Genomic DNA, 8,658 nt, shown 5'->3' on the forward strand with positions numbered 1-8,658 from the left:
GGCGACCACCGCGCTGCCCCGGTCGGCTTCGGCGGTGGCGGAGGAGGCGCCGGCCACCGTTCCTTCGAAGACCCGGCCGCCGATCAGCACGCCCACGACCAGGACGACGGCCCAGAGGCCGAGCACCCAGCGGCGGTGGCGGAAGCAGAACCGGCCGAGGGCGGCGAGCCGCCCGGGGACCGCGGGGTCGCCGGCAGCGGTGGGAGCGTTGCGCATGAAGGAGGCCTTTCGGGCAGCTCCCCTCAATGTAGGTGCAACCCGGTGTTCGACCTATAGACGGACAATGAGCCACATCTCACATAATTCCTTCACATAAACCACAAATAAGTGAAGGCGAAAAACGAAAGAACGTGAAGCAAAAGGCCCCGGCCAAAGGCGGAAAACGAAATGGGCCCCACCCGGATTTCTCCGGGTGGGGCCCACCGTTCAGCTATGCGCCAGGTACTGGCAGCGGGTCAGAGCTTCAGCTCTGGCCACCCGCCAGCTTCTCGCGCAGGGCCGCCAGGGCCTCGTCCGAGGCGAGAGCGCCGGAGCCCTCGTCGCTGCTGGACGAGTAGGAGCCACCGGCAGCGGCGGCGACAGCGTCGCCACCCTCGGCAGCGGCCTCGGCGTCGGCCTCACGGCTCTTGATGACCTGGGCCTGGTGCTGCTCGAAGCGGGACTGCGCCTCGGCGTACTGGCGCTCCCACTCCTCACGCTGCTTCTCGAAGCCGGCCAGCCAGTCGTTCGCCTCGGGGTCGAAGCCCTCCGGGTAGATGTAGTTGCCCTGGTCGTCGTACGAGGCAGCCATGCCGTACAGGGTCGGGTCGAACTCGACCTCGGCCGGGTTGGCACCCAGCGCCTCGTTGGCCTGCTTGAGCGACAGGCTGATGCGACGACGCTCGAGGTCGATGTCGATGACCTTGACGAAGATCTCGTCGCCGACCTGGACGACCTGCTCCGGGATCTCCACGTGGCGCTCGGCCAGCTCGGAGATGTGGACCAGACCCTCGATGCCCTCGTCCACGCGGACGAACGCACCGAACGGAACCAGCTTGGTGACCTTACCCGGAACGACCTGGCCGATCTGGTGGGTACGGGCGAACTGCTGCCACGGGTCCTCCTGGGTCGCCTTCAGCGACAGGGAGACGCGCTCGCGGTCCATGTCAACGTCGAGAACCTCGACGGTGACCTCCTGGCCGACCTCGACAACCTCGGACGGGTGGTCGATGTGCTTCCAGGACAGCTCGGAGACGTGCACCAGGCCGTCGACGCCACCCAGGTCCACGAAGGCACCGAAGTTGACGATCGAGGAGACGACGCCGGAGCGCACCTGGCCCTTCTGGAGGGTGGTGAGGAAGGTCTGGCGGACCTCGCTCTGGGTCTGCTCCAGCCAGGCACGGCGGGACAGGACCACGTTGTTGCGGTTCTTGTCCAGCTCGATGATCTTGGCCTCGAGCTCCTTGCCCACGTAGGGCTGGAGGTCGCGGACGCGGCGCATCTCGACGAGCGAGGCCGGCAGGAAGCCACGGAGGCCGATGTCGAGGATGAGACCACCCTTGACAACCTCGATGACGGTACCGGTGACGATGCCGTCCTCTTCCTTGATCTTCTCGATCGTGCCCCAGGCACGCTCGTACTGAGCGCGCTTCTTGGACAGGATGAGACGACCCTCCTTGTCCTCCTTCTGGAGAACCAGGGCCTCGATGTTGTCACCGACGGCGACGACCTCGTGCGGGTCGACGTCGTGCTTGATCGAGAGCTCGCGGGACGGGATGACGCCCTCGGTCTTGTAACCGATGTCGAGGAGGACCTCGTCACGGTCGACCTTCACGATGACGCCCTCGACGATGTCGCCATCGTTGAAGTACTTGATGGTCTCGTCGATGGCGGCGAGGAACGCCTCGGCGTCGCCGATGTCGTTGACCGCGACCTGCGGGGTGGTGCTGAGGGAGGAGTCGGTGGGGCTCGTCATTAGGAAAAGGGCTCCGGTACGGACATGAAAGTCGTAGGTAATGCCACGCGGAGGGCCCGTATCGCTCCCACCGAAAGCCGGACAGCCAAGAACACGGCGCACCGGCATTCCCGCACAGCGAGAAATCCGGCGTCCGTCTTGCGACCGTGGGGTCTTCGACAGATGCGAGCGCGACCTGCTCCGTCTGAGGCGCGCAGGCCCGCAGCGCAACTTGTAGCATACGGGGACGGCCAGGCACGGTCAACGCCAAGAGCGGCAAGACGGTGGAGCCCGGTATGGATCAGGCCATATCCTCCGATTGCGCACCTTGCGGTGGCGCCCGAAGGGGGCCCTTCCCCGGATGCCACCGCCAGGATCGGGTCCTTGACGGGCCCGGTCTCGGCAGCGGCGCTTCCGCACTCCACACCCTACGCGATGGGCATTATCACCGTGGCCACCACCCCCCAGTCCGACCTGCATGATCTTGACGGCGACGGCGACGACGCGGTACGGCGCGCGGCCGGCACCGGGGAGAGCAGCCGGGCCAGCCGGCACTGGTGGGACCGCAACGCCGACGAGTACCAGGACGAGCACGGGGAGTTCCTCGGCGACGACCGCTTCACCTGGTGCCCCGAAGGCCTCGACGAGGCCGACGCCCACCTCCTCGGCGAGGTCGCGGACAAGGACGTACTGGAGATCGGCGCCGGCGCCGCCCAGTGCTCGCGCTGGCTGGCCGGCCGCGGCGCCCGCCCCGTCGCCCTGGACATCTCCCACCGCCAACTCCAGCACTCCCGCCGGATCGACCTCGGCCGCGGCGCCACCCCCGTCGCCGTCGTCCAGGCCGACGCCGCCGTCCTGCCCTTCGCCGACGCCTCCTTCGACCTCGCCTGCTCCGCCTACGGAGCCGTCCCGTTCAGCGCCGACACCTCCGCCCTGATGCGCGAGGTGCACCGGGTGCTGCGCCCCGGCGGCCGCTGGGTGTTCTCCGTCACCCACCCGATCCGCTGGGCCTTCCCCGACGAGCCCGGCGTCGAGGGCCTCACCGCCGCCTCCTCCTACTTCGACCGCACCCCCTACGTCGAGGAGGACGAGCAGGGGCGCGCCAGCTACGTCGAACACCACCGCACCATCGGCGACCGGGTCCGCGAACTCGTCGGCGCCGGCTTCCGGTTGACCGACCTGGTCGAGCCCGAGTGGCCGGCCGGCCTGGAGCAGGAGTGGGGCGGCTGGTCCCCGCTGCGCGGGCGGCTGATCCCCGGCACCGCGATCTTCGTCGCCGAACGGGGCTGACGCCTTGCCGAACCCCGCCTCGCCGAACCCCGCCCCGCTTAACCCCGCCTCGCTTAACCCCGCCTGGCGTGAACTGCCCGTCCGCAGTGCCCTGCCCGCCCTGCACGACGCGCTGGACGGGCCCGGCACCGCCGTCCTCGCCGCCCCGCCCGGCACCGGCAAGACGACCCTGGTGCCGCTCGCGCTCGCCGGGCTGCTCGATCCCGGGCGTCCGACGCTCCGCGTGCTGGTCGCCGAACCGCGCCGGCTCGCCGTCCGGGCCGCCGCCCGGCGGATGGCCTGGCTGCTCGGCGAGGCGGTCGGCGGGCGGGTCGGCTACACCGTGCGCGGCGACCGTCGCGTCGGCCCGGAGACGGTGGTCGAGGTGGTCACCACCGGGGTACTGCTGCAACGGCTCCAGCGCGACCAGGAGTTGCCCGGCGTCGACGTGGTCGTCCTCGACGAGTGCCACGAACGCCACCTGGACGCCGACACCGCGCTCGCGTTCCTCCTCGACGTCCGGGCGGCACTGCGGCCCGAACTGCGGCTGGTCTGCGCCTCGGCCACCTCCGACACCGAGGCCTGGGCCGAACTCCTCGGCGGCGCGCCGGTGGTGGAGGCGCACGGGGTCTCCCACCCGGTCGAGACGGTGTGGGCGCCGCCGCCGCGCGCCGTCCGGCCCGCCCACGGCACCCGGGTCGACCCGGCGCTGCTCGACCACGTCGCCGCCACCGTCCGGCGGGCCCTCGCCGAACAGGAGGGCGACGTGCTCTGCTTCCTGCCCGGCGTCGGCGAGATCAGCCGTGTCGCCGGGCAGCTGTCCACCGTGGCGGCGGACGTCCTGCAACTCCACGGCCGCGCCCCGCAGGCCGTCCAGGACGCCGCCCTCACCCCCTCGGACGGCCGCCGCGTCGTGCTCGCCACCGCCGTCGCCGAGTCCTCGCTCACCGTGCCCGGCGTCCGCGTCGTCGTCGACGCCGGGCTCGCCCGCGAACCGCGCACCGACCACGCCCGGGGCCTCGCCGGCCTGGTCACCGTCCGCGCCTCCCTCGCCGCCGCCCGCCAGCGCGCCGGCCGGGCGGGCCGCGAGGCCCCCGGCACCGTGTACCGCTGCTGGAACGAGGCCGAGGACGCCCTCGCCGCCCGCTTCCCCACCCCCGAGATCGCCCTCGCCGACCTCACCACGTTCGCTCTCCAGGCCGCCTGCTGGGGCGACCCGGACGCCACCGGCCTCGCCCTGCCCGACGCCCCACCCGCCGGGGCGATGGCCGCCGCCCGGCAGACCCTCCAGGCCCTCGGCGCCGTCGACACCGACGGCCGGGCCACCCCGCGCGGCGTCCGCCTCGCCCGCACCGGGCTGCACCCCCGGCTGGGCCGCGCGCTCGTCGACGGCGCCCCTGCCGTCGGCGCCCGTCGAGCGGCCGAGGTGGTCGCCCTGCTCTCCGAGGAACCGCCGCGCGCCCTCGGCGACGACCTCGGCGCGGTCTGGCGGACGGTCCGCTCCTCCAGCGACCCCTACGCCGGCCGCTGGCGCGAGGAAGTCCGCCGCCTCCTGCGCGCCGCCGGCTCCGAGGCCGCCACTCAACTGCCCGACACCACCGCCGCCGGCCTCGTCGTCGCCCTCGCCTTCCCCGAACGCATCGCCCGCGCCCGGGTAGAGCGCCCCGCCCCCGGAGAGCGCAGCCCGTACCTGATGGCCTCCGGGACGGCGGCCGAACTCGCGCCCGGCACCGCCCTCGGCGCACTCCCGTGGCTCGCCATCGCAGCCGCCGACCGCCCGGCCGGCTCCCACTCCGCCCGCATCCTGCACGCGGCGGCACTGGACGAGGACACCGCCCGGCTCGCCGGCGCCTCGCTGCTCGAATCCCGCGAGGAAGTTCACTGGGACACCCGCCGCGACGAGGTCGTCTCCCGCCGGGTCGAGTCGCTGGGCGCGATCGAACTCGCCGAGAAGCCGCTCAGCCGCCCCGACCCGGCCCTCGTCCGCACCGCCATCCTCGAAGGCCTGGCCCGCGAGGGCGTTTCCGCCCTCCTCACCTGGCCCTCCCCCGGCCTGCGCGAACGCCTCGCCTTCCTGCACACCGCTCTGGGCGACCCCTGGCCGGACGTCTCCGACGAGGCACTGTTGGAACGCGCCGACGAATGGCTGGAGCCCGAACTCTCCCGCGCCCGTCGCCGCGCCGACCTCGCCCGCATCAACACCACGGCGGCGTTGCAGCGTCTGCTCCCCTGGGCCACCGGCGAGGCGGGCCGCCTGGACGAGCTGGCCCCCGAGCGCATCACCGTGCCGTCCGGCTCGAAGATACGAGTCGACTACAGCACCGAACGCCCTTTTCTCGCAGTCAAGTTGCAAGAACTCTTCGGCTGGACGGCGGCCCCCGCCCTGGCCGCCGGCCGCGTCCCCCTCACCATCCACCTGCTGTCTCCCGCCGGGCGCCCCGCCGCCGTCACCGGTGATCTGGAGAGCTTCTGGCACAACGGCTACCGCGCCGTCCGCGCAGAGCTGAGAGGCCGCTACCCCCGCCACCCCTGGCCCGAGGACCCGTCGACGGCGGAGCCCACCCGCCGCCTCAACCCGCGGAACTGACACTCCTCCTCGACGGGGGGGGTTCCCCGCTCGTGCTGCCGTCAGGAGATCGAGAAGCCCATCTGGCTCACCACCGGCGTCATCGGCACGTAGAGCACCTGCGCGTAGCAGGTCGTCGAGTGGGCCGTCGATCCAGCCGGGCAGCCGACCGCCGACCTTCCGGCCACGATCACGCCGCGAGCCTCCATGTCGCCGTTCGCGCCGGACGGGTTGGCGAGTGCGGGGCCGCCGCTGTCACCCTTCGCGCCGATCGCCCGACGGTCACCACCCTTCGACTCCGCGACGTCCACCGGCTTGATCTTCGTCCCCTCGTCGTTCGTCGTCTCGACATCGACCTTCTTGACCTCCACGTCGCACTTCCACCCCGACTGGGCGCCGCTGAGGCAGACGAGGTCCCCCACGTTGTTGCGTCCGACCCCGTACGTGCGTCGCGACGAACCGCCGCTGTCCGACCAGGCACCGTCGTAGAACCGGCCGGCGCCGTTGCCGTTGATCCCGATCATGCCGACGTCCAAACCGTCGCCGATCGCGTACAGGTCGCCGATGTAGCCGCTGGTGCCGTTGTAGTACCGGCCGCTGCCGCAGTGTGCGGCGGTCAGCAGCACCTTCGTCCCGTCCTTCCAACCGCTGAACGCGGTCGAGCAGAACGAGGCCTTGCCCGTGTTGACTTCGGCGCCCGCGTAGTACGGCGCGCTGTCGGAGTGCCGGCTGCCGGACAGCGCTGCCGGGATGCCCTCGACGGTGGCCGTCACCGGCATCCCGGCGATCTCGGCGGCCGTCCGGGAGTACGCCTGCTCGGTCGTGGCGCCGCCGGTCGGCCGGGTCGCCTTCGTCGGCACGTACGTGATCGCGATGGCGGTGCCGTCCTCCTGCGGGCCGATCGACGTCCATGTCTCGGGCGCCACAGCGGCGGTGAACCGGTCGATCGCGGCGCGCATCTCGGCACGGGAGTAAGGGCTTTGGTGAACGTCGACGGTGTAGCCGGGGCCGGCGTTCGCGTCGAGCAGCGCCCGGACCTCGGCCGGGGCCTCGCCCTTCCAGTAGATGTCGGCGTGCTGGTTCGACGCGTCGATCACGGTCCCGGCGTAGCCGTCCGCCGCCCGGTCGCCGGACTCCACCCAGTCCTGCACCGGGTCCGTCATGCGGTGGAGCTTCTGCTGGGCCTGCGGGTCGCGGAGCACCGGCAGGCTGACCGACGGGACCGGCCCGTCCTGCCCGTCCGGCGCGGCATCGGCGGCGACGAGGGCGGAGGCGGTCACGGCGGACAGGGCCAGGGACAACAGGAGACGGGAGCGGCGCATACGCGGTCCTTCGACGAGGCTGGCGGGCCGACACCCAGCGTAGGGACCGATCCACGTCTCGCCTGGTCAGAAGGCGCGTTCCGGGCGGCGGCAGGCGCACGCGGAAAGCGACGCGCCCCCGTCAGCGGATCACTACTCCGGGAAGTCACCGGCCTGGACGGAGGAGAGGAAAGACGTCCAAGCCGAGGCCGGGAAGACGAGCACCGGCCCGTGCGGGTCCTTGGAGTCGCGCACCGGGATGCCGGCTGGAAGAGATCCGAGGGCCACCTCGATGCACTCGCCCCCGTGATCCGCGCTGTAGCTGCTCTTGCGCCAGGTCACCATCGCCAGCTCCTCGGAGGTCTTACGCTAGGAAGTCGCCCTCACGGACGGCCATCACGAAGGCTTCCCAGGCGGCGGCCGGGAAAACGAGAGCCGGGCCCTGCGGGTCCTTGGAGTCACGCACGGGGACGAGGCCGGGGAATCCGGGGGCCACCTCGATGCAGTCTCCGCCGTTGGGAGCGCTGTAGCTGCTCTTCCGCCAGACGGCTCTGGCGAGCTCGTTTCGCGTCATCCTTGTACCCTTCCAGCGCATCACGGATCAGCGCAAGCGAGTTACTCCCTGGGAGTACCTCACTGCGAAGCCGATCATAGACGCGCCGGTGTGCAGCGACGACTTCCGGATCATTGCTCGGATGCCCTCGATCCAAGCTCTCCGAGTAGACGTAGTTCTGCCCGTCGGGCATCTCCAGTAGGACCATCGACGTGGGGATGACGGTCCTACGGTCCGCGAACGGCGCGATCTCAATGATCACGTTCGATAGCTCTGAGATGGCCAGCAGGTGTTCCATCTGCCGATACATCACCTCGGGCCCGCCGATGACCGTCCGAATCGTACTTTCGTCAAGAACAGCCAGAAGTAAGGGGCCGTCCTGCACGAGGAACCGCTGCTGCCGAGCCAATCGTGCAGTCGTTCGCTCCTCAATCAGCGCTGTCGAACCACCAGCCGCAAACAGCGCCTGCGCATACTCCCGACACTGCAGCAAGCCATGCATGTATCCGCACTGGTAGACACGGGCACCGAGCGCCTCGGACTCCATGTCTGCATGGGTCTGAAACCAATCCGGGTGTTCAACCTGAGCGTTCCAGTCCACCTTCCCCCAGATCCGCCTCAACGCACCGCCCGTGTTGAGCAGTTCATCGGCCTTCTCCACCAGTTCCGGCGGCATGCGGCGCTGACCGGTCTCGTACCGGGTGATGTTCGTCCGGCTGCAGTGCAGCAGCTTGCCCAGCTCTTCCTGGGTGTAGCTGGCCAGCTCCCGGTAGAACCGCAGCTCCTCGCCGAACAACTCAGCCGAACTGGCCGTCAACTCCCGCTTGAACCGCCGATGTGCCACAGCCGTCCCCCTCACGCACCACGTGCCCCTGGCACCCGATTTCGGCCATCACCGTACCTCTGGACCCTCGATGATTGACACCAGAGCGCAATCATTCGCATGCACAGCGTGATTGCGCACTACCCTCGCGCTCCCCCATCCGCCCCCTTGAGGTGCCCCGCCATGCTCAAAATCCGTACCGCCCACCGCCCC

At 70.8% G+C, this 8,658-nt stretch carries 8 protein-coding genes; 2 read left to right on the forward strand and 6 right to left on the reverse strand.

The features are described from left to right. Both ACFVX9_RS23330 and rpsA read right to left on the reverse strand, forming a co-directional pair. Positions 1-216: hypothetical protein (locus tag ACFVX9_RS23330; RefSeq protein ID WP_387983266.1), on the reverse strand; the 216-nt coding region annotated here is incomplete at its 3' end. A gap of 247 nt (positions 217-463) precedes the next feature. Then, a complete protein-coding gene (gene rpsA, locus ACFVX9_RS23335; RefSeq protein WP_063347134.1) occupies positions 464-1,954 on the reverse strand; it encodes a 30S ribosomal protein S1 in 1,491 nt (496 codons plus the stop codon). A gap of 414 nt (positions 1,955-2,368) precedes the next feature. On the opposite strand from rpsA, the gene ACFVX9_RS23340 reads away from it, so the two are divergent. Together ACFVX9_RS23340 and hrpB are read left to right on the forward strand one after the other, a co-directional pair. Beyond that, positions 2,369-3,223: a class I SAM-dependent methyltransferase gene (locus ACFVX9_RS23340; RefSeq protein ID WP_380337935.1), complete on the forward strand. Its 855-nt coding sequence runs from the start codon at positions 2,369-2,371 to the stop codon at positions 3,221-3,223. A gap of 73 nt (positions 3,224-3,296) precedes the next feature. Beyond that, the gene (hrpB, locus tag ACFVX9_RS23345; protein WP_387983272.1) at positions 3,297-5,789 is read left to right on the forward strand and encodes an ATP-dependent helicase HrpB; all 2,493 of its coding nucleotides are present in this window, start codon (positions 3,297-3,299) and stop codon (positions 5,787-5,789) included. A 41-nt stretch (positions 5,790-5,830) separates the two neighbouring features. Here the strand turns inward: hrpB and ACFVX9_RS23350 are convergent, their stop codons facing one another. The 4 genes from ACFVX9_RS23350 to ACFVX9_RS23365 form a co-directional block, all read right to left on the reverse strand. Continuing rightward, positions 5,831-7,090, reverse strand: coding sequence for a hypothetical protein (locus ACFVX9_RS23350; RefSeq protein ID WP_380486513.1), 1,260 nt, complete (start codon positions 7,088-7,090; stop codon positions 5,831-5,833). 132 nt (positions 7,091-7,222) lie between these two features. Then, positions 7,223-7,414, reverse strand: coding sequence for a DUF397 domain-containing protein (locus ACFVX9_RS23355; RefSeq protein WP_387983267.1), 192 nt, complete (start codon positions 7,412-7,414; stop codon positions 7,223-7,225). 19 nt (positions 7,415-7,433) lie between these two features. After that, positions 7,434-7,565, reverse strand: coding sequence for a DUF397 domain-containing protein (locus tag ACFVX9_RS23360; RefSeq protein WP_380486509.1), 132 nt, complete (start codon positions 7,563-7,565; stop codon positions 7,434-7,436). Continuing rightward, positions 7,528-8,466: a helix-turn-helix domain-containing protein gene (locus ACFVX9_RS23365; protein WP_380486507.1), complete on the reverse strand. Its 939-nt coding sequence runs from the start codon at positions 8,464-8,466 to the stop codon at positions 7,528-7,530. The genes ACFVX9_RS23360 and ACFVX9_RS23365 overlap by 38 nt, the downstream gene beginning before the upstream one ends. Between the last annotated feature and the right edge of the window lie 192 nt (positions 8,467-8,658).

The organism is Kitasatospora sp. NPDC058243 (assembly GCF_042882025.1).
In the GTDB taxonomy this organism is placed as follows: Bacteria; Actinomycetota; Actinomycetes; order Streptomycetales; family Streptomycetaceae; genus Kitasatospora.

Bases quoted from the DNA above. Each gene is read 5' to 3' on its own strand.
- rpsA (WP_063347134.1), bottom strand. From the start codon at position 1,954: ATGACGAGCCCCACCGACTCCTCCCTCAGCACCACCCCGCAGGTCGCG.
- ACFVX9_RS23340 (WP_380337935.1), top strand. From the start codon at position 2,369: ATGGGCATTATCACCGTGGCCACCACCCCCCAGTCCGACCTGCATGAT.
- ACFVX9_RS23350 (WP_380486513.1), bottom strand. From the start codon at position 7,090: ATGCGCCGCTCCCGTCTCCTGTTGTCCCTGGCCCTGTCCGCCGTGACC.
- ACFVX9_RS23355 (WP_387983267.1), bottom strand. From the start codon at position 7,414: ATGGTGACCTGGCGCAAGAGCAGCTACAGCGCGGATCACGGGGGCGAG.